Consider the following 20,689-nt stretch of genomic DNA (forward strand, 5'->3'; position numbering starts at 1 on the left):
GTTAAGAGCAGAAGCTTGGGCTATCATTAAAAAACTTAACAAATCCAATGAGAAAGGCAAAACCAAAGAAAAGATACGTGTTACCTGATCCTAAATTTAGAGATGTAATGGTAACTAAGTTTGTTAACAACTTGATGTACGATGGTAAAAAATCAACGGCATTCAACATTTTTTACGGTGCATTAGACAAAGTTGAAGATAGAACAAAAGAAAACGGTTTGGAAACGTTCAAAAAAGCTTTGAACAACGTAATGCCAGCTGTAGAAGTAAAAAGCCGTCGTGTAGGTGGTGCTACATTCCAAGTACCAACAGAAGTACGTGCAGATCGTAAATTGTCAGTAGGTATGAAGTGGTTGATTCTTTATGCTCGTAAGCGTGGAGAAAAAACAATGGTAGATCGTTTAGCTGGTGAAATCATCGCTGCTGCTAAAGGTGAAGGTGCTGCTGTTAAGAAAAAAGACGATACACACCGCATGGCGGAAGCGAACAAAGCGTTCTCACACTTCCGTTTCTAATTCTAATCAAGTTAACAACACTCAGAGATACACACACGAAGGCAAACTCAGCAATGGGTTTGCCTTTGCTTTTGTTATAAAGCTAAATTTTTAAAACCTAGTATCGTATTACATGTAATTACTGTTTGAAAATCAGTGTTTTATAAAGTATTTACGATTTTTTGCTTCAAAAGTTTGGTAAATGCCTTGTGAATACCTAATTTTGCATTCCAAACAAAAGGGTCTTGTGGCCGAGTGGCTAGGCAGAGCTCTGCAAAAGCTTGTACAGCGGTTCGAATCCGCTCGAGACCTCCAAAAGCGTAACTAGTAACTCTAGTTGCGCTTTTTTGTTCTACGTTTTCTAAAGTAGAAAATAGATAAGTCAAATTGTAGATTGGAAAAACAATTTAATACTTAAGTTAGTGGGCAAAATAGAATTTAATTTTTGTGCCTACGGCATTCAGGTATCAGCTTTCGGCGGTGGGCTTTGGAAAAAAGCATAGCTGTGGTTAATAAAAACATTTTAACACTCTGTGCCTTGTGCCTTGTCCCTAAACACATAACTTAAATATTATTCTGCTCGATTACTTAATCATCTTTCTTTCTAAGCACTTCCTCTCATTAGCCTTTTCTTCAAATGGTTAGCTAACATCGACGAATTTAGCTAGAAGCTTAGCTTTTTAACGCTTGCATGAAATTCTCCCAATTTAGAGCGAGCGTGTACAAAGAGTAAAAAAAGGCTTAATTTTATCTTTCCTCATTGGCATTATTTTTCATAACAAGCGTTAAATTATTCTCTGTCAATTAGTAAGTAGTTTTAGTATTTTTCCAAGAATTGGTATTTCATAAAGATTATCAAATCTATCATATTACTATGCTATTTCATTTGAATAAAATTCGAGAAAAAAAATGATAAAAATCATGCTGAAGTACACAAATTGAACAGTGACAAGGATGGTGAATTCAAAAAAATGAGCTAAATTCGAAGGTTTAATTTATAAGATAAATGGTCTTATAAATGCCGAATAAGTAAGGCTGAATGAATTAAAATGAACTAGCTGATTTTGTGGAAATTATGTAGGATATTTTGAAGCCGTATATTCAACAAAATTGTAAATAACTTAGAATTATTCTAAATAGTTCATAACTATACTAATTTTGCTGAAAATCAATAATAAATAAATTGGTTCGTAATTATTCCGATTGTACTTTTGTGACCCGAAATAGTGTGTTTCTTCTAGTTTTTTGCCTTAGTTTTTAGATTGAAAAGTTTAAAAATAAGTGGAAGTCTCAGATTATTAGGTAAATAGTTTGGCGTAGTACTTAATTATTAAAATTAGTTTATAGATTCTTATGATAACCATGAAACGCTTGAAAATTGTTGCTTTGACAATGCTACTGGGAATGTTTGCCTCGGTTGTAAGAGTAAATGCTCAGGATGTAGCAGAAGGAGAGCAAATTTTCAAAAACAACTGTGCGGCTTGTCACAATACAAGTGCAGAACCTTTAGTGGGGCCAGGCCTTCAAGGTGTAGGTCAGAGAAGACCGTTGGATTGGATTGTAAAGTGGGTTCACAACCCTCAGGCAGTTATCGCCAGTGGTGATAAATATGCCAACGATCTTTACAACAAATTTGGTAAGGCTCAGATGACAGCATATCCGAACTATTCGGAAGCTCAAATTAAGAGTATACTTGCTTATATTGATGCACAAAACGCAGCTCCAGCGGCTCCAGCAGCAGGTGTAGCTCCAGCGGCAGGTGCAGCGGCTCCAGCGGCTGAATCTAACGGCGGAATGTTACAGTATATCCTAATCGCACTTCTTGGCGTGATGGTGTTGGTATTGGTTGCTTTGTTGTCAATTGTTACTACGCTTTCTAAATTGGCATCAGTGTCGGCTGAGGAAGCTGAAAGTATTCCATTGTTACAAAGAATTGCTGAAAATGGTAAAAAATTAGCGGCAAATAATGCTTTCAAGACAGGTGCAGCGCTTTTGATTACCTTATTGATAGGTAAAGCTACAATTGATGCAGCTTATGGTGTAGGTATTCACCAAGGCTATGCTCCTGAACAACCGATCCATTTCTCTCACAAACTTCATGCTGGTGATTACCAAATCAATTGTGGATACTGCCACACAGGTGTTTACAAAGGTAAAGGTGCTAACGTTCCTTCTCCAAACATCTGTATGAACTGTCACAACACAATTAAGCGTGAGTCTCCAGAAATTCAAAAAATCTACCGTGCTATCGAGAAAGATGAGCCAATCCAATGGATTCGTGTTCACAACTTGCCTGATTTGGCATACTTCAACCACGCACAGCATACAAACGTAGCTGGTTTGGAATGTCAAAACTGTCACGGTGAAATTCAGAAAATGGAAGTAGTTGAACAACGCTCAACATTGACTATGGGTTGGTGTATTGACTGTCACAGAAAAACTGACGTAAATACAAAAGGCAACGCATACTATGATAAGCTTGTTGAAATTCACAATAAAGAAAACAAAGAGCCTTTGAAAGTTGCTAATATCGGAGGTTTGGAGTGTTCAAAATGTCACTACTAAGAAGTCAAATGTCAGAAGCAAAAAACAAAAACGTTTTTCTTGCTTCTGACTTGTTACTTCATTTTAATATTCAATAGTTTCTGTTTATACTATTATAATATATATGGAAAATACTACAAAAAGGTATTGGAGAGGAATTGAGGAGTTAACTAACGATGCTGAGTTCGTTAAATATGCAGACCGTGAGTTCGGTGATGCCCCGTCAGCAGACGAAAAAGAAGGTGCTATCTTTGATGGTACAGGATCTCATCGTCGTGATTTCTTAAAAGTGTTAGGTTTCGGTATGTCAGCGGTAGCGTTGGCAGCTTGCGAAGCTCCAGTTAAGAATACGATTCCGTACTTAAATAAGCCAGAAGATGTTGAGCCTACTATCGCTAACTGGTATGCTTCAACTTTTGTTGATGGCGGAGAATACGCTTCTATTTTGGTAAAGACTCGTGAAGGTCGTCCTATCAAAATTGAAGGTAACAAAGCTTCTTCTGTATCAAAAGGTGCTCTTTCGGCACGTGCTCAAGCATCAGTATTGAGTCTTTATGATAACGAAAAATTAAAAGGACCTCAAATTGCAGGTAAAGCTGCTGATTGGGCTTCTATAGATAAAGAAATCATCTCTGGATTAGCTAAAGGTGGACAAATCAGAATTGTAACAAACTCTATTTTGTCTCCTACTACAAAGAAAGTTATTGGTGATTTTATCGCTAAATACCCAACAACTAAGGTTGTTACTTACGATGCAAACTCATTGTCAGGTTTAGTAGCAGCTAACGGGGTATTGCCAAGTTTTGATTTCAGTAAAGCAAAGACAATCGTTTCTTTGGGTGCTGACTTCTTAGGAACTTGGATTTCTCCATCTGAATTTGCTGCACAATGGGCTAAAACTCGTCGTGTATCTTCGGCAAAAGATGGTAACAAAGAAATGTCTCGTCACTATCAGTTTGAGACAATTATGTCTAACACTGGTGCTAACGCTGATTACCGTGCAACATACAAGCCATCTCAAGAAGGTTTAGTTGCAACAGCTCTTTACAATGCAGTTGCTGCGAAAGTAGGTGCTCCTACTTTGTCAACTTCAGCTGTAAAAGTTGAATATTTGGAGAAAGCTGCTGCTGATTTAGTTGCATCAAAAGGTGCTTCAATCGTAGTATCTGGTTCAAATGACGCCTCAGTTCAAGCTGTGGTAGCTGCAATCAATGGATTGGTTGGTGCTTATGGTACAACAATTGATTTAGGAACTCCAGCAAACTACCGTCAAGGTTCTGATGCTGAAATGAATCAGTTCATCAACGAAGCTAAGTCTGGTGCAATCGCTGCGGTTATTTTCTACAACGCAAACCCAGTTTATAACCACCCTCGTGGTGCTGAATTGGCTGAAGCACTTCCTAAGATTGCTTTAACAATTGCAACAAACGATAGAGCTGACGAAACAGCTTCATTAGTAAAATATAACACTCCTGACTCTCACTTCTTGGAGTCTTGGAATGATGCTGAGCCTAAAAAAGGTTTCTTCTCATTGACTCAGCCTACAATTTCAACGATTTTCAAAACTCGTCAAATTCAATCTAGCTTATTAACATGGGCTGGTTTGAATGCTGATTATGCTGCTTACTTGGAATCTAACTGGACTAGCAATATCTTAAAAGCTGGTAAAGTACAATGGTCACAAGTATTGCATGATGGCGTTTATGAGTTTGGTTCAACAGCTAGTGCTGCTGCTCCTGCTGTAAACTTGGCTGATGCTACCGCTGCTATCTCTAAGAACTACAAAGCTGCTTCTGATAAATTAGAATTAGCAGTGTATGAGAAAGTAAGTATGGGTACAGGTTCTCAAGCAAATAACCCTTGGTTGCAAGAATTGCCTGAGCCAGTTTCTAAAGCTTGTTGGACAAACTATTTGGCAGTTTCTCAAAAAACAGCTGCTGAATTGAAATTAGAGCAAGACAAAGAAGCTGAATTGACTATTGGTGGTAAGTCTATCAAATTGCCAGTATTGGTTCAACCAGGTCAGGCAAATGGTACTATCGCTGTAGCTATCGGTTACGGTCGTACAAAGGCTGGTAAATCAGCTGATGGAGTAGGTGCTAATGCTTATCCTTTCATCTCTACTGTAAATGGTACGTTGGCATTCTTCAACACTGGAGATGTGGCTATCAAAGCAACAGGTGAAGAGGTTAAAATTGCTCAAACACAAACACACAATACTGTAATGGCTCGTGAGGCTGTTGTGCAAGAAACAGTATTGTCTGAATACAAAAAGAATGTAGAAGCAGGACGTTTCAAGCCAGAAATCTTAACAGCTGAAGGTAAGAAAACTGCAACTGATATTTCATTGTGGAATGGTCACAAATACAACAACCACGCTTGGGGTATGGTGATTGACCTTAACACTTGTACTGGATGTAGTGCATGTGTGGTGTCTTGTTCTGCTGAAAACAACGTTCCAGTTGTAGGTCGTCAAGAAGTTATTAACCGTCGTGAAATGCACTGGATGCGTATCGACCGTTATTATTCCTCTGATGCAGATGTTGAAGACTTAAAAGGATTGGAAGTAGCTTCTGAAAACCCAGAAGTTGTATTCCAACCAATGTTGTGTCAACACTGTAACAATGCTCCTTGTGAAACTGTATGTCCAGTATTGGCTACTACACACTCTACAGAGGGCTTGAACCAAATGACTTACAACCGTTGTATCGGTACACGTTATTGTGCAAACAACTGTCCATATAAAGTACGTCGTTTTAACTGGTTCCGTTATTTCCAAACTGACGATTTCGATTTCCATTTGAACAATGACTTAGGTCGTATGGTGTTGAACCCGGACGTAACAGTTCGTTCACGTGGTGTAATGGAAAAATGTTCAATGTGTGTTCAGCGTATTCAAGCTGGTAAATTGGAAGCTAAGAAAGAGAAGAGAAGACCAAAAGATGGAGAAATCCAAGTGGCTTGTGCTCAATCTTGTCCAACAAACGCTATTACGTTCGGTGACATGAATGATCCAGAATCAGAAATCTCACAAGTACTTGCTGCTGAGAAAACTGGTCGTTCGTTCGGTGTGATTGAAGAAATTAACGTTAAGCCAAATATCTCTTACTTAGTAAAAGTACGTAACAAAGAAAGAGAAGGAAAAAAAGCTGAGGGCGAAGCGAAAGAACACGCATAAGTAAGAAATTTAGAGAGGGTGAAAGCCCTCTCCTATTAGAAAATAACGAATTTAAAACTATTAAATCTTAAAATATGTCGCACGTAGTATCACCAATAAGAGAAACCCTCGTAGGAGGTGGTAGATCTTATCACGATGTAACACAAGACATCTGCAAGCAAGTTGAAGGTGAACCAACGAAAGAGTGGAAAATTGCCTTTTCTGTGTCTTGTGTGATTTTCGCCTATGGTGCCTATTGTTTAGGTTACACATGGTGGCAAGGAATTGGAGTTTGGGGTTTGAACAAGACCGTAGGTTGGGCTTGGGATATTACAAACTTCGTATGGTGGGTAGGTATCGGTCACGCTGGTACGCTTATCTCAGCTGTATTGTTATTGTTCCGTCAAAAATGGAGAACTTCAATTAACCGTGCAGCAGAAGCGATGACGATTTTCGCCGTATTATGTGCTGCTTCATTTATCTTGGCTCACATGGGTCGCCCTTGGTTGGCTCACTGGGCATTACCACTTCCAAATACTTTTGGTTCTCTTTGGGTTAACTTCAACTCACCATTGGTTTGGGACGTATTTGCTATCTCAACGTACCTTTCTGTTTCGTTAGTGTTCTGGTACTTAGGTCTTATTCCTGACTTGGCTACAATTCGTGACCGTGCTCAAACTAAGGCTTCTAAATTCTGGTATGGTTTGTTCTCTGTGGGTTGGACTGGTTCTGCTAAAACTTGGGCTCGTTACGAATATGTGTCTTTGATTTTGGCTGGTATTTCTACTCCACTTGTACTTTCTGTACACACGATTGTATCAATGGACTTTGCTACTTCGGTTATTCCGGGATGGCACACGACAATTTTCCCTCCATACTTCGTAGCTGGTGCGATCTTCTCAGGTTTTGCTATGGTGCAAACTTTGTTGTTGGTAACACGTGTAGTATTTAAGTTGGAAGATTACATCACAATGGAACACATTGAAATGATGAATATCATCATCACTGTAACAGGTTCTGTTGTAGGTATTGCTTACTTAACTGAGTTTTTCATTGCTTGGTACTCAGGTGTAGAATACGAAAGCTATTGTTTCATCAACCGTGCATTTGGTCCTTACTGGTGGGCTTACTGGATGATGATGACATGTAACGTAATCTCTCCACAATTATTCTGGTTCAAAAGTATTCGTACAAACATCCTTATCTCATTTATCCTTTCGGTAGTTGTGAACGTAGGTATGTGGTTCGAACGTTTTGTAATCATCGTTTCTTCATTGCACCGTGACTATATTCCATCTTCATGGGCAATGTTCTCTCCTACGATGTACGATATTGGTGACTATATTTTCTCATTCGGTTTATTCTTTACATTATTCTTCTTGTTCGCTAAGTTTTTGCCAGTAATCAACATGGCAGAAGTGAAATCTGTAATGAAAGGTGTTTCTTCAAACTACCCATTCAAGAAGAAGTCTGAAGGAGGAAAAGAATCAGTTACTCATTAATAATTATTCAAAAGAGATGGTGCAGATTTTCTCTGCACCAATTCTAGCTTTTGAAATCAATATCAAGACATAACGAATATTAAAATGAATACAACAGAAAAATACTTGGTTGGAGTTTACGACGATGAGGACGAGGTATTACACGCAGTAACTGAAGTAAAAGGAAAAGGCGTGAAAATTGAGGAAGTATATACTCCTTTCCCAATCCACGGACTTGATACTGCTATCGGTCACCCGCGTACAAGAATTCCTATCGCTGCATTCTTGTTTGGTTTAACAGGTTTGACTTGTGCTCAGTTCTTGATTAACTATACAATGGTTTTTGACTGGCCAATGATTATCGGTGGTAAAGACTTCTTCGCATTACCAGACTGGATTCCAGTTACTTTCGAAGGTACGGTATTGTTCACTGCATTTGGTATGGTATTTACCTTCTTTGTATCAAATAGCTTGTGGCCAGGTAAAAAGCCAAAAACATTTGATTTAAGAAGTACTGACGATAAGTTCATCATGACCATTAACATGGGAACTAACAAGAAATCTGAAGCTGAGATCGAAGAAATTTTAAAGGCTTCTGGTGCTATCGAAGTGAATGTAAAGCAATTCTAAGCATTGAACCTTAGGAATACCCTAAAGCAATGTCCAACGACTAATTAAAATCAAAAATATGTTAACTAATAAATACATAGGTCTGTTTTTATCGGGAGTTGTTGCTTTATCTGCAACTTCTTGTAAAGATAGCCATAATGATACAGGGACAGAGTTTGCGCCAAACATGTATCACTCGGTTGCATACGAACCAATGACTCAAACTGAGGGTGAGTTGAATACAATCAACCCTTACGGTATGAACATGCGTACTCCTGTTAAAGGGACAGTACCACGCGAAAAATTTGCTGCTGCTGATGGAGACACAGTAAACAGCAAATTAATGAAAATGGATATGATTGCTCGTAATATCGGTAAAGATGATATGGCTTCTTCTGAAGCGTTGTTGTCAAACCCATATCCAGCAACCCCCGAAAACATTGAAGCAGGTAAGACTCAATATGAAAGATATTGCCAACACTGCCATGGTGAAGCTGGTAAAGGCGATGGCTTAGTAGCAAAAATGTACAAAGGGGTTCCAGTTTATTCATCGGATGCTTTGAAAAGTGTAAACGACGGTCATATTTACCATACAATTACTCATGGTAAAGGACGTATGTGGTCACACGCTTCTCAAATTTCATCAGCAGACCGTTGGAAAATTGTACTTTACGTACACGAATTGCAAAAGCAGTAATTTACAATTTGTAATTATTGCGCATAGTCAAAAAAGCATCAATGTTGATGCAATCTTTCATACTATTAAACTTACAAACTTATAAGTATAATGGCGGGACATTCACATTTTTCCCCAGCAAACGTCGAGGAGTTTTATGAATTTACTCCGGAGGCACGCAAGAGAGTGATCACTGCGATGATCATTGGTGCTGTGCTTTTGGGTATTGGCGTTTTCTTCTTAGGAAGTGGTGAGCACGAAGCTGCTCACGCAGTGGCAGGTCATGCTGCTGAACATGGCGGAGAGCACCTTTCTGGCGGTGCAGCATCTCACCATGAATCACCTTGGAATCCATTAAATCGTCTTTGGGTTAACCTTTGGATGAATGGTGTTTTCTTTTCAGGTATTGCCGTAATCGGTATGTTCTTTGTTGCAGTACAATACCTTGCTAAAGCAGGTTGGTCATCTGTAGTAAAAAGAATCCCTGAAGCTTTCCCTAGATTCTTGTATTTTACCTTCCCTGTATTGCTTTTGTTATTCATCTTCAAAGGCGATGTGATTTTCCACTGGATGCACCATGGAATCACTGATCCTGCAAGTGAGCATTACGATAAAATTATTGCAGGTAAAAAGGATATTTGAACTTCACATTCTTCTTGGTTCGCTTGGTTGCTATTTTTACTGTATGGATTGTTCTTTGGAACATGATGCGTAAAAAATCAATCGAAGAAGATTTGAACGGTGGAACTCAAAACTTTTTTGACATGGTACGTATCGGTACTGGTTTTGTTGTAGCAATGGGTATTTCTTCTTCATTGTCTGCTTGGGACTGGGTTATGTCTATCGATACTCACTGGTTCTCAACCATGTTTGGATGGTACATGTTCTCTAGCTGGCACGTAACTGGTTTGGCTACTATTACATTGACAGTATTGTTGTTGAAAGACAAAGGATATATGCAATATGTTAGCGATAGCCACTTGCATGACTTAGGTAAATTCATGTTTGCATTCTCTATTTTCTGGACTTACGTATGGTTTGCTCAATTCTTATTGATTTACTATGCTAACATGCCAGAAGAAACAATCTACTTCTTAGAGCGTTGGGAAGGTCACAATAAAGTGTACAAAGCAGTTGAAATCTTGAACGTGTTCATGAACTTCTTCTTCCCATTCTTGATCATGATGACTCGTGATGCAAAACGTACTCCGATTTTCTTGAAAATCTGTTGTTTCTTTGTAATTGTAGGTCACTATTTGGATTTCTACCAAATGATCATGCCAGGTACGGTTGGTCCTCACGGTGGATTCGGATTAGTTGAATTTGGTACTGTTATTTTGTTTGCTTCAGCATTTGTTTATGTTGTTTCAACAGAACTAACAAAAGCGTCTTTGGTTGCTAAAAACCACCCATTATTGGAAGAGTCGCTTCACCACGATATTTAGTGACTAATTGGATGCCTACAGGCATCCAATTATTTTCTCAGAATTTTCGAATTCGGTAAAACATTTTTGCTGAACATTTCATTTTAAGAATTAGATTCAAAACAATAAATTAATTCAGACATGACATATCTAATAGGTCTTCTGTCAGTAGTATTCTTGGGTTTGGCAATTATGATTGTCTCTAAGAGTATTGCTCTTTCGAAAGGTATTCAGGGTGCTGATGACTCTGATGCTCGCGTAGATGGGGCCAATAATGGTAATGCCTTTGGTTTTCTAGTATTCCTTGTATTAGGTTCTATTGCCGCTGCTTGGTCTTTCTTACACTCACAGCCAGACTTCCTTCCAGTTGCTGGTTCAGAACACGGTTTGAAAACAGACCAAATGTTCTGGATTTCAATGGGTGTTGTTACAGCTGCTTTCTTTTTAACTAACACATTGTTGTTTGTTTTTGCTTTCTTGTACCGTTACAAGAAAAACAATGTAGCTACTTTCTATCCAGTAAACCACAAGTTAGAAATCATTTGGACAATTATTCCAGCGATCGTAATGGCTGTATTGGTATTTACAGGTTGGAGAATTTGGAGAGATATTACAAAACAAGCTCCAGACAATGCAGTAGTTATAGAAGTTACAGGTCACCAATTTGGTTGGTATGTACGTTACGCTGGTAACGATGATAACAAATTGGGTAACCAAAACTATAAGTTGATTGACGATACAAATCAAATTGGTATCGACTTCACTGACGAAAGTTCTTTCGACGACTTTACAGCAAACGAATTACACTTACCAAAAGGTGTACCTGTTTTGTTGAAAATTAAAGCACAAGACGTACTTCACTCTGTATACTTGCCATACCAAAGAGTTAAGATGGATGCCGTTCCAGGTATGCCTACTAAATTCTGGTTTGTAGCAAACAAATCTACAGATGAGATGCGTGCAGAGTTAGGTAAATCTGACTTCAACTACAAGTTGAACTGTACAGAAATCTGTGGTCGTGGTCACTTCGGTATGGCTATCACAGTATTTGTTGATGAACCAGAAGATTATAAAGCTTGGGTTGCACAACAAAAACCTTTCTTGACTCAAAATCCTGATTATTTAGCAAAAGTTCCTGAAAAGTTAAAAGGTAAAGCTCAAAAGTATGCTCCTGCTGAAGCTCCTGCAGCCGAATCAGATAGTACTCAAGCTGCTGCTGGTGCAGCTCCTGCAACTGCTTCTTTGAGAAGAAGATAATCAATTTTTGAAATAGAGTTTTGAACAATTACTATTAGAATAATCATTGTAATCTATGGCAACTGCGACACTACACGCAAACGACACTCACGCACATGGTCATGACCACGAGCATGAGCATCACGAGCCTGGCTTCATTAGAAAGTATATTTTCTCTGAAGACCACAAAACTATTGCAAAGCAATATTTGATTACAGGTATCATCTGGGCTTTCTTCGGTGGTGCTTTGTCAATTATCTTCCGTTTACAACTTGGTTTCCCTAACATGAACCTTGACTGGTTGAAGCCAGTTTTAGGTGAGTGGATTGTGGAAGGTAAATTGGAAAAAGAGTTTTATCTAGCTCTAGTAACTATGCACGGTACCATCATGGTATTCTTTGTATTGACTGCTGGTTTGTCAGGTACATTCTCTAACTTCTTAATTCCATTACAGATTGGTGCTAGAGATATGGCTTCAGGTTTCTTGAACATGTTGTCATATTGGTTCTTCTTCCTTTCGTCTGTAATCATGTTTGCGTCTCTTTTTATTGAGACAGGGCCTGCTTCAGGTGGTTGGGTGATTTATCCTCCATTGTCAGCTTTACCACAAGCTATGCCAGGTTCTGGTCTAGGTATGACTATGTGGTTGACAAGTATGACCTTCTTTATTGTATCACAATTGTTGGGTGGTGTAAACTATATCACTACAGTTATCAACTTGCGTACAAGAGGTATGTCATTCACTAAAATGCCTTTGACTATTTGGGCGTTTTTCTTTACCGCGGTATTAGGTTTGTTATCATTCCCAGTATTGTTGTCTGCTGCTTTGTTGTTGATTTTTGACCGTAGCTTCGGTACATCATTCTACTTGTCTGAAATCTATATCGGCGGTGAAGCTCTTCCAAACGTAGGCGGTTCAGCTATTTTGTACCAACACTTGTTCTGGTTCTTAGGTCACCCTGAGGTGTATATCGTATTGTTACCTGCTTTAGGGATTACTTCTGAGGTTATTGCAACCAACGCTCGTAAGCCTATCTTTGGTTACCGTGCAATGATTGGATCTATGATGGGTATTACAGTTCTTGCGTTTATCGTATGGGCTCACCACATGTTCGTAACAGGTATGAATCCATTCTTAGGTTCAGTGTTTATGTTCTTGACGTTGATTATCGCTGTTCCTTCAGCAGTTAAAGCGTTTAACTACATTACGACCCTATGGAAAGGTAATATCATCTTTACACCAGGTATGTTGTTCTCTATTGGTCTTGTATCGCTGTTTATTTCAGGTGGTGTTACTGGTATCATCTTAGGTAACTCTGCATTGGATATCAACTTGCACGATACTTACTTCGTAGTAGCTCACTTCCACTTAGTAATGGGTGCTGCATCATTCTTCGGATTGTTGGCGGGTGTGTACCACTGGTTCCCTAAATTGTTTGGTCGTATGATGAACAATACTTTAGGATACGTTCACTTCTGGTTGACATTTGCAGGTGTTTACTGTGTATTCTTCCCAATGCACTACATTGGTATCGCAGGTTTCCCTCGTCGTTACTATTCATTTACTGCTTTGGCAAACAATGCACAAGATACATTTGCTGATTTGAATGCATTTATCTCAATCGCTGCGATTTTGACATTTGCTGCTCAAGCAATCTTTGCATTCAACTTCTTCTATTCAATTTTCAAAGGTAAAAAAGCTACGCAAAACCCTTGGAATTCGAATACGTTGGAATGGACTACGCCAATCAACGTAGGTCACGGAAACTGGGAGGGAGAAATTCCAGCAGTATATCGTTGGCCTTATGATTACAGCAAACCAGGTTCAGCTTCTGACTTTATTCCTCAAAACGTTCCATTCTCAGCAACTCCTGAGTCGAACTTTCCAGAGGAAAATGAAGAAATTGCTAAAGAAAAAGAAATCGAAGGTTTGTTGGCGGTACAAAATGATGTTTACAATCATTAATAACTGCTTATATTGATTTGAGAATGTAGAGTGTGGAAAATCTACACTCTACATTCTCAAATTCATTTTATGGAAATACCCAATTATATTTTTTCAAGATTTGATTCTTTCGATTCAATCTAAAATCCAATTTTAAACTTATGTGGTTCCGTAAGCTTGGTCTTGTTACAATCGTCTCGATTTACTTATTAGTATTGGCAGGAGGGATTGTAAGAAGCACGGGGTCGGGAATGGGTTGTCCGGACTGGCCAAAGTGTTTTGGCATGTGGGTTCCTCCCACAGAGGTAAGTCAGTTACCTCCTAATTATCAGGAAATTTATGCAGAGAAACTTCACGGAGAAGTGGAGTTCAACCCTGTAAAAACATGGATTGAGTATGTGAATAGATTGGTAGGTGCGTTTACAGGTATTGTAGTTTTTGGTGTTTTTTTGGCTTCATTTAGCTATCGTAAAAGAGATAAAAGCTTAATTTATTTATCATTTCTTGCAGTAGTATTAATTGGAGCAAATGCAGCATTAGGAAAGTTTGTTGTTGACTCGTTCTTGAAACCTGGTGTAGTTACAGCGCACATGCTTCTAGCAATTTTGGTTGTTTTTGTATTACTCTACTCAATTGCAAGAGGATGGTCTGAAGTGACAGAAACTGAAAAAGTAACAAACAAGCCCTTATTAAGTAAGATATTAACGCTTCTTTTGATCTTGTCTACCGCACAAGTATTGATTGGTACTCAAGTTCGAGAGGCTATTGATAAAATAATAGCAAACCCTATTTTTGGTTATGATCGTTCTACTTGGATAGAACAATTGGGTTTGTCTTTTTACATACATCGCTCTTTCTCATTAGTATTATTAGGCCTACACATTTATTTGATTGTTCAGCTCAAAAAGAATATTCAATCTGAAGGAATTCTATATAAGTTTTTCAGGGCACTAGTACTATTGGTTGTTGTTGAAATTGTATCAGGCGCCGTGATGGCGTATTTTAGTGTACCTGCTTTTATTCAGCCTGTACACCTTACATTAGCGATTGTAGCACTTGGATTGCAGTTTGTAATTGTATTGTTGCTCAATTCTGAAAAAGTCTTTCAAAAGGAAACGGCGTAAACGAACGTCAAGTAACAAATGGTTACCACAAACGAAAACATCTCAATAGGTATTGCTGGTAAAGTAAAAGCATATTATGAGTTATTGAAATTTAGATTATCATTCCTAGTTGCATTTTCTGGAGCATTTGGGTATTCTCTTGCTGTTGAAAGAATTGATTGGGGACGTTTGATTTTGATTAGCCTAGCTGGTTTTTTGATCACAGGAGCTGCTAATATTGTCAATCAAATCAAAGAAATTGAGTTGGATAAACTCATGAAACGAACTGCAGGTCGTCCACTTCCAACTGGACGCTTATCAGTCACAGAAGCTTCAATATACTGTTTGATTTTATTAGTTTTATCGAGCTATATATTGTTTTTCGAATTCAACTTCAAATCGGGAGTTATAGGAGTTCTTTCTTTTATTTTATATGGATTTGTATACACTCCACTTAAAAGAGTAGGACCCATTTCTGTATTTGTTGGAGCAATTCCTGGAGCTTTTCCTCCAATGATTGGTTGGGTTGCGGCTACAAACCACTTTGGGTTGGAGCCAGGTATATTGTTCGCTATTCAATTCTTTTGGCAGTTTCCTCACTTTTGGGCAATTGCGTGGGTTGCTGATGAAGATTACCAGAATGCTGGTTTTAAAATGCTACCCAACAATGGACACAAAGATTTGCGTACAGCTATTACCATTATGATTTACACGATCTTTTTGGTACCATGCGGCTTCGTTCCGTATATGCTTGGAATGACAGGCGTAAACTCAGCAATGGTTGCCGTACTTTGTGGTGTATTGTTTTTATCTCAAACCTTTTACTTAATGATGAAACCAACAGATAAATCAGCTCTGATGATGATGTTTGGCTCTTTTATCTACCTACCAATTGTTCAGATTGCCTTCTTGATGGATAAGGTATAGTGTGTAAAACAACAGATAGAAACAACAAGCAAAAACAAAATAAGATGACACAAGAACATTTGAAGGATATAGATATGGGTGAAGAACCTGTAAAAACTATGTCGATGAACCCGAAAAAGTTTATGTTGTGGCTTGCAATTGCATCGATTACGATGATGTTTGCAGGTTGGACTTCGGGATATTTAGTAAGAAAAGCAGAAGGAAATTGGCATGAATTTGACTTACCAAATATTTTCCTGTATTCTACAGCGGTATTGGTTGTGAGTAGTGTGTTTATGCATTTGGCAGTAAGAGCCGCAAAAAAAGACAACTTCAATACACTCAAAATAGCAATTTCTATTACTTTTGCATTTGGGATGGCCTTCTTGTTTATGCAATGGTATGGTTTCTCAGACCTTGTAAAGAATCAATTGCACTTCTCTGGAAGTGATGTTGCAGCCTCTTGGATTTACGTTTTTGTAGGAATTCACGGATTGCATATAATATCTGGTTTGGTTGTACTTTTGTTTTCATTGGTATCTTCATTCAGATTAAGCATTAATGCTAATAACTTAACAAGAATACAATTGTGTGCTACGTATTGGCACTTCCTCGATGGACTCTGGTTGTATTTGTTCTTTTTCTTGTATTTTAATCGTTAATATTTAACGGTGATTGATAATCTAGTAATTAATATTTAACCAAAAAAGTAAAAAAGATGTCTTCAATTCACGCAGCACCTGCTGTTCCTGAGAAACTGACATGGGCGGGTGGTTCAGAACCTTTGAAAGCGAGCTATGGAAAACTAATGATGTGGTTCTTCTTGCTTTCAGATACTTTTACATTCTCAGCGTTGTTGGTCTCTTACGGAATGATTCGTTTTAGTCAACCTGCTTGGACAGGCGCTCACGAAAAGTTTTACTTCGCTACGACTCACTGGCCTATTCCTGAGAAGGTATTCGAGGCAATGCCATTCTTCCACGGCGAAGCTCCATTGGTGTTTGTTGGTATTATGACATTCATCTTGATTTTTAGTTCTGTAACTATGGTATTGGCAGTAGAAGCTGGTCACAGAGGCGACCGTGCTGCTGTTGAGAAATGGTTGTTGTGGACAATTATCGGTGGTTTTACTTTCTTAGGTTCTCAAGCTTGGGAATGGTCTCACTTCATTGCTGGTCCTCACGATTTAGCAAAAGCTGCTAAAGATGCATTAGGTAATCCAATCGTTGGGGCAAATCTTACACAGAACCCTTATGGTCCTCCAGCATTTGCAGACTTGTTCTTCTTTATTACTGGTTTCCACGGAACTCACGTGTTTTCAGGTGTAATTTTGATTATCATGGTGTTCTTCAACACTGCTACAGGTTTATATGATCGTCGTGGTCACTATGAAATGGTAGAGAAAGTAGGTCTTTACTGGCACTTTGTAGACCTTGTATGGGTATTCGTATTTACATTCTTCTATCTGGTTTAGTCTTTATGAGAAAATGTCATGGGTAAATTTTATCCATGACATCATACATTTTTGAAAATATCTCTGAAATTATGGCATCACATTCACACTCTCACGCAACTGAGGAAAAAGTAATTCCACCAGCTCAGACTGGCGCTATCTGGAAAACATTCTGGATTCTTTTGATTTTGACTGCGATTGAATTTATCATCGCATTTACAATGCCTGCAAATGGTCTTCGTGTAGCAATCTTTGCTGGAATGACTATTGTAAAAGCATTTTATATTATTGGCGAATTCATGCACTTAAAACATGAAGTGAAATCATTAATTTGGATGATCTTGCTTCCAGTTATTTTTGTTGTATGGTTGTTGACTGCATTACTTTTCGAAGGCGGTCACTTGTATTGATCAGAAGCAATAAAGGTAGGCTGGCAAAATGCCAGCCTGTATTTTATTCAAGTATAAAGCATGATAAATATGCAAAAAGGTATCAAAGCTGGAATTCTAATCGTAGCATTAGCGGTTCCAGCTTTAATTTTTTTATTCTTGAGAGGTTTTGGTGAAAACCACTACAAACTCCCAAAGTTGATTCCTGTGATTGATTCTACTACAGGTTATATCAAGATGAAGAAAAACCCGAATCCGAAATGGGATGAACCCGAAATGGATACCGTTTTTCATACTATCCCTGATTGGACATTGACGAATGAGGAAGGAAAATCATTTACGAATAAACAACTGGCAGGAAAAATTTACGTAGCCGACTTCTTCTTTACAAGATGTACTTCTATTTGTCCTAAAATGTCTACTCAGTTGACTAGAGTACAAGATACTTTTGGGCAAGATAAAGATGTAGAGTTTGCTTCGTTCACTGTAGATCCTTCTCACGATACCCCTGAAATGCTACGAGAATATGCCAAACAATATGATGCTATTCCAGGAAAATGGCACTTTTTGACCGGTACTCGACAACAGTTATACCCATTGGCCGTAAAAGGATATTATATTCCAGTGGCAGATGCGTCAGAATATGATAAAGCGGTAAAAACACCAGATGAGACTTTTATTCATTCCGAAAAGTTGATTCTTGTCGATAAAGAGGGATATATCCGAGGGTTTTATGACGGAACAGATAAAAAAGACGTAGATCGATTGATGCTGGAAATTAAAGTACTTCAAAAAATTTACGAAACAGAAAAGTAAAAATTGAAGTTATATCAATAAACAAAACGTAATAGATAATCCACTAAAACATGGCATCTTTTTCGATTCAGAAGGATAAGAAGAATGACAAAATCGTCAACGTCCTTGCTATCGCTATTCCAGTTGCGGTTGCACTCTTAATAGGTATTCGCCAAAAAATTGATTTAGGAAGTTGGACAAAAATATTGCCTCATGTCATAGGCATTTTGAATACTACAACATCCATTACACTCCTTTTGGGATATTCGTACATTAAAAAACAAAATCTTGAAGGGCATCGTAAAATGATGATGCTTTCTTTCGTTCAAGGTGCTTTGTTCTTGGTACTTTATATCTTGTATCATATTTCAAATGATTCAACTCCATATGGAGGTCAAGGTTTGTTACGTCCCATTTACTATTTCTTTCTACTTACTCATATTCTATTGTCAGTAGGGGTAGTTTGGTTTGTACTCAAAGCTGTATATTTTGCGTTGAGTAATCAAATTGCAGAGCATAAAAAAGTTGTTAAATGGGCATTTCCATTGTGGCTTTATGTGTCAGTAACAGGAGTAATAGTTTACTTGATGATTTCTCCATATTATCAATAATTCAAATTGTATGAAAAAGGTATTATTAGTTTTATTGCTAAGCGTAGTTTCGACTACCATGAGTTTTGCTCAATGTGCTATGTGCCGTTCGGTAGTAGAAAGTACGGTATCGAATGGAAGAAGCCAAATTGCATCAAACCTAAATACAGGGATTTTATATCTTTTGTCAGTACCGTATGTGTTGGCAATGGTTATTGGTTTTCTTTGGTGGAGAACTTCCAATCAAGGCTTAAGCCCTAAAGATATAATGCGTAGAAAATTGAAGCAAGCGTTCAAATAATAAAAAAAACCTGTCTCGAAAGAGACAGGTTTTTTTATTATAATGAATTTATGCCTAATACTATTCCCAAAGCGGATAGTGTTGAAGTCGAATTTGTTCACCAAAAAATATTTTCGTTGATGTTTCAAATGATTGTGTATAATCAGAAACATAAAAGTGACGAATATGTGCATTCATCTCATTGAGTAAATGATTGTTTTCTAAATAATCATAAAGTGATTTTGCTACAATCTCAGAGGTGTCCAAAACTGTTACTTTACCATCGTAATACTGGTTAATTTGTTTTTTGATAAGGGGATAATGCGTACAACCCAAAATCAATGCTTCGATATCGTCTAATGTAGCGTTTTGAAGGTATTCATTAATAATACTTTCAGAAATATTATGATTAAAAAAACCTTCCTCTATCATCGGTGCTAAGAGTGGCGTCGCCAAAGATTTTAGCGTTATACCTTTTTCAAGAAAGTCTATCTTTTTTCGGTAAATATTAGAGTTTACAGTCTGTTTGGTCCCAATTAATCCAATGGTCTTATTGGCATAATTTTCTCCAAGAAACGCCACCACAGGATCTATTACATTCATGACTTTCGCTTTGCTTCCTACATATTCTTTTACTAGTTCATAGGCAGCAGCAGAAGCCGAATTACAAGCAATTAAAATTACCTTACATTTTTGTTGTAATAAAACATTACAAATTTTGATAGAATATGCCTGAATGGCAGTCGCCGATTTGTCACCATAGGGCAAATGGGCAGTATCACCAAAGTAGATGATATTTTCGTTTGGGAGTAATCTCGTAACAGCATGTGCTACCGTGAGTCCACCAATACCACTATCAAAAATTCCAATTGGAGCGGATGTATGCATAAATAATGTGGGGTAAAAAGGAATTGCCGAAAATATAATCTGTTTTTCAAAAAAATTTCGTAAAGTTGAAAATTCATTACAATTCATGCAACCTTTCTAGCACCTTTTTCATCTACCTATTACAAAACTAAACCAAGACAATTATCGTGAAAATTTTACAACTCGGCGGTTTATCACTCTTTCAAAGCGAGGAAGCTCTGGTCAAAGCCTGTCAGAAAGGCGACCCCAAAGCTCAGCGAAGAGTGTATGAAAAATACTCCTCCAAAATGCTGGGAGTATGTTTTAGATATGTACACGATGATTTTGAAGCAGAAGAGATAATGATTGAAGGATTTGTGAAGGTTTTTGAAAAGATTGATACCTTCAAATTAGAAGGAAGTTTTGAAGGATGGATTAGAAGAGTCATGGTAAACGAAGCATTAATGTATTTAAGACGTACCAAAAATGCCAAACTTGAAATGAGTTATGATAATATCCTTTACGAACCAGAACCCGAACAATTTAGTACACAATTAGAGGTAGATGATCTGATGAAATTAATAGAAACACTGCCTATTGGTTATCGCACTGTTTTTAATTTGTACGCTATCGAAGGTTATTCTCACGCAGAAATAGCTGCATCTTTAGGAATAACAGAAAGTACTTCTAAATCACAATTATCAAGAGCTAGAGTTATATTGCAAAATGCAATAGCTCAACAAAAATCAACAGTTAATTAG

20 protein-coding genes and 1 tRNA gene are annotated in these 20,689 nt (G+C 37.8%); 20 read left to right on the forward strand and 1 reads right to left on the reverse strand.

Annotated features, from left to right (window positions below; genetic code table 11):
* The first annotated feature begins 47 nt into the window (after positions 1 to 47).
* The 19 genes from rpsG to BWI92_RS05705 all read left to right on the forward strand — a co-directional run bounded on the left by rpsG (position 48) and on the right by BWI92_RS05705 (position 19,103).
* On the forward strand, positions 48 to 515 hold the full coding sequence (rpsG, locus tag BWI92_RS05620) for a 30S ribosomal protein S7 (protein WP_095161130.1): 468 nt from the start codon (positions 48 to 50) through the stop codon (positions 513 to 515).
* A 220-nt stretch (positions 516 to 735) separates the two neighbouring features.
* Positions 736 to 809 (forward strand) — tRNA-Cys (locus tag BWI92_RS05625).
* A gap of 1,047 nt (positions 810 to 1,856) precedes the next feature.
* On the forward strand, positions 1,857 to 3,059 hold the full coding sequence (locus BWI92_RS05630) for a c-type cytochrome (RefSeq protein WP_229362709.1): 1,203 nt from the start codon (positions 1,857 to 1,859) through the stop codon (positions 3,057 to 3,059).
* A gap of 103 nt (positions 3,060 to 3,162) precedes the next feature.
* On the forward strand, positions 3,163 to 6,216 hold the full coding sequence (locus BWI92_RS05635; RefSeq protein ID WP_095161132.1) for a TAT-variant-translocated molybdopterin oxidoreductase: 3,054 nt from the start codon (positions 3,163 to 3,165) through the stop codon (positions 6,214 to 6,216).
* Between the two features lie 74 nt (positions 6,217 to 6,290).
* Positions 6,291 to 7,697 carry an NrfD/PsrC family molybdoenzyme membrane anchor subunit gene (nrfD, locus tag BWI92_RS05640; protein WP_095161133.1) on the forward strand — a complete coding sequence of 469 codons (1,407 nt, stop codon included), beginning with the start codon at positions 6,291 to 6,293 and terminating at the stop codon, positions 7,695 to 7,697.
* A gap of 84 nt (positions 7,698 to 7,781) precedes the next feature.
* On the forward strand, positions 7,782 to 8,306 hold the full coding sequence (locus tag BWI92_RS05645) for a DUF3341 domain-containing protein (RefSeq protein ID WP_095161134.1): 525 nt from the start codon (positions 7,782 to 7,784) through the stop codon (positions 8,304 to 8,306).
* A gap of 58 nt (positions 8,307 to 8,364) precedes the next feature.
* Entirely contained in the window at positions 8,365 to 8,982 is a 618-nt protein-coding gene (locus tag BWI92_RS05650; protein ID WP_095161135.1) for a cytochrome c, read from the forward strand.
* A gap of 90 nt (positions 8,983 to 9,072) precedes the next feature.
* Entirely contained in the window at positions 9,073 to 9,603 is a 531-nt protein-coding gene (locus BWI92_RS28610; RefSeq protein ID WP_310588863.1) for a hypothetical protein, read from the forward strand.
* Positions 9,600 to 10,406: a quinol:cytochrome C oxidoreductase gene (locus BWI92_RS28615; RefSeq protein WP_310588864.1), complete on the forward strand. Its 807-nt coding sequence runs from the start codon at positions 9,600 to 9,602 to the stop codon at positions 10,404 to 10,406. Before BWI92_RS28610 ends, BWI92_RS28615 begins: the two co-directional genes overlap by 4 nt.
* Before the next feature lie 120 nt (positions 10,407 to 10,526).
* Complete coding sequence (locus tag BWI92_RS05660; RefSeq protein WP_095161136.1) at positions 10,527 to 11,642, forward strand: cytochrome c oxidase subunit II; 1,116 nt, start codon at positions 10,527 to 10,529, stop codon at positions 11,640 to 11,642.
* 55 nt (positions 11,643 to 11,697) lie between these two features.
* A complete protein-coding gene (locus tag BWI92_RS05665; protein ID WP_095161137.1) occupies positions 11,698 to 13,587 on the forward strand; it encodes a cbb3-type cytochrome c oxidase subunit I in 1,890 nt (629 codons plus the stop codon).
* 140 nt (positions 13,588 to 13,727) lie between these two features.
* Positions 13,728 to 14,690 carry a heme A synthase gene (locus BWI92_RS05670; RefSeq protein ID WP_095161138.1) on the forward strand — a complete coding sequence of 321 codons (963 nt, stop codon included), beginning with the start codon at positions 13,728 to 13,730 and terminating at the stop codon, positions 14,688 to 14,690.
* An 18-nt stretch (positions 14,691 to 14,708) separates the two neighbouring features.
* Positions 14,709 to 15,596 (forward strand): heme o synthase, encoded by an 888-nt coding sequence (cyoE, locus tag BWI92_RS05675; protein ID WP_095161139.1) that lies wholly within the window; start codon positions 14,709 to 14,711, stop codon positions 15,594 to 15,596.
* Between the two features lie 44 nt (positions 15,597 to 15,640).
* Entirely contained in the window at positions 15,641 to 16,237 is a 597-nt protein-coding gene (locus BWI92_RS05680) for a cytochrome c oxidase subunit 3 (RefSeq protein WP_229241869.1), read from the forward strand.
* Between the two features lie 56 nt (positions 16,238 to 16,293).
* Entirely contained in the window at positions 16,294 to 17,049 is a 756-nt protein-coding gene (locus BWI92_RS05685; RefSeq protein ID WP_095161140.1) for a cytochrome c oxidase subunit 3, read from the forward strand.
* A gap of 71 nt (positions 17,050 to 17,120) precedes the next feature.
* On the forward strand, positions 17,121 to 17,438 hold the full coding sequence (locus tag BWI92_RS05690; RefSeq protein ID WP_095161185.1) for a cytochrome C oxidase subunit IV family protein: 318 nt from the start codon (positions 17,121 to 17,123) through the stop codon (positions 17,436 to 17,438).
* A gap of 69 nt (positions 17,439 to 17,507) precedes the next feature.
* The gene (locus BWI92_RS05695) at positions 17,508 to 18,233 is read left to right on the forward strand and encodes an SCO family protein (protein ID WP_095161186.1); all 726 of its coding nucleotides are present in this window, start codon (positions 17,508 to 17,510) and stop codon (positions 18,231 to 18,233) included.
* Between the two features lie 50 nt (positions 18,234 to 18,283).
* Entirely contained in the window at positions 18,284 to 18,823 is a 540-nt protein-coding gene (locus BWI92_RS05700) for a DUF420 domain-containing protein (RefSeq protein WP_095161141.1), read from the forward strand.
* Positions 18,824 to 18,833: 10 nt separating this feature from the next.
* Positions 18,834 to 19,103 carry a hypothetical protein gene (locus BWI92_RS05705; RefSeq protein WP_095161142.1) on the forward strand — a complete coding sequence of 90 codons (270 nt, stop codon included), beginning with the start codon at positions 18,834 to 18,836 and terminating at the stop codon, positions 19,101 to 19,103.
* 60 nt (positions 19,104 to 19,163) lie between these two features.
* Here BWI92_RS05705 and murI read toward each other — a convergent pair whose 3' ends face one another.
* Positions 19,164 to 19,970, reverse strand: coding sequence for a glutamate racemase (gene murI, locus BWI92_RS05710; RefSeq protein WP_095161187.1), 807 nt, complete (start codon positions 19,968 to 19,970; stop codon positions 19,164 to 19,166).
* A 143-nt stretch (positions 19,971 to 20,113) separates the two neighbouring features.
* Between murI and BWI92_RS05715 the strand changes: the two genes are divergently transcribed.
* Positions 20,114 to 20,689 carry an RNA polymerase sigma factor gene (locus BWI92_RS05715; RefSeq protein WP_095161143.1) on the forward strand — a complete coding sequence of 192 codons (576 nt, stop codon included), beginning with the start codon at positions 20,114 to 20,116 and terminating at the stop codon, positions 20,687 to 20,689.

This window comes from Flectobacillus sp. BAB-3569 (assembly GCF_002270355.1).
Taxonomy (GTDB): Bacteria; Bacteroidota; Bacteroidia; order Cytophagales; family Spirosomataceae; genus Flectobacillus; species Flectobacillus roseus.